A 957-nucleotide genomic window follows, 5' to 3' on the forward strand; every position below is an offset into this window, starting at 1 on the left:
AGGCCGCCGCCCTGCCGCCGAAGCTCACCGTGCCGATGATCCTGTTCTTCCTGCCGGTGCTGTTCGTGGTGATCCTCACCCCGGCGATGGTGCAGGTCTTCAGCATGAAGTAAGTGTTCGGCATGAAGTGGGGCGGCGGCCTGCCCTACCGTGAGAAGAACCGGTTCTCCGGCCGGGGCAGGCCGAGATGGTCGCGCAGGGTCGTGCCCTCGTAATCGCGGCGGAACAGGCCGCGGGCCTGCAGCTCCGGCACCACCTTGGCGGTGAAGTCGGACAGTCCCTGCGGCAGGTCCGAGACCATGATGTTGAAGCCGTCGCAGGCGCCGGCCTCGAGCCAGGCCTGCATCTCGTCGGCGATGGTCGCCGGCGTGCCGACCATCGCGAGGCCGGCATAGCCACCGAGACGCTGCGCCAGCTGCCGGACGGTCAGGTTCTCCCGGCGCGCGAGCGCGATCGCCCGCTCGCGCCCGGTCTTCGACTGGTTGCTCTCCGGGATCTCCGGCAGGGGGCCGTCGGGATCGAAGGCGCGCGCATCGACGCCGAGGGCGATCGACAGGGCCGCGACGGCGCTCGCCTCGTGGACCAGCCCGTCGAGACGGGCGCGACGCGCCCGCGCCTCCTCGACCGTGTCGCCGACCACGACGAAGCAGGCCGGCAGGATCCGGAGGTGGCCGGGGTCGCGCCCGGCCGTCACCATGCGCCCGCGCACGTCCTCGGCGAAGAGCCGCCCGTCCTCGATGCTGCCGGCTGCCCCGAAGATCACCTCGGCGGTTTCGGCGGCGAGCTGGCGTCCGGCCTCGGAGGCGCCGGCCTGAACGATCACCGGCCAGCCCTGGACCGGACGGGCGACGTTGAGGGGTCCGCGCACCGCGAAGTGGGGCCCCCGGTGATCGAGCACGTGCATCCGGTCGGGGTCGAAGAAGATCCCGCTCTCGACGTCGTGCCGGAAGGCGTCGT

1 protein-coding gene and 1 pseudogene are annotated in these 957 nt (G+C 71.9%); one reads left to right on the plus strand and one right to left on the minus strand.

Features of this window, described 5'->3' with window-relative positions; all coding sequences use genetic code 11:
• A pseudogene (locus tag A5481_RS35530) lies at positions 1-113 on the plus strand (type II secretion system F family protein); the annotation flags it as partial.
• 32 nt (positions 114-145) lie between these two features.
• Here A5481_RS35530 and A5481_RS31220 read toward each other — a convergent pair.
• The coding region (locus A5481_RS31220; RefSeq protein ID WP_156655677.1) for an NtaA/DmoA family FMN-dependent monooxygenase at positions 146-957 on the minus strand (812 nt) is incomplete at its 5' end.

It is taken from the genome of Methylobacterium platani, from assembly GCF_001653715.1.
GTDB lineage: Bacteria > Pseudomonadota > Alphaproteobacteria > Rhizobiales > Beijerinckiaceae > Methylobacterium > Methylobacterium platani.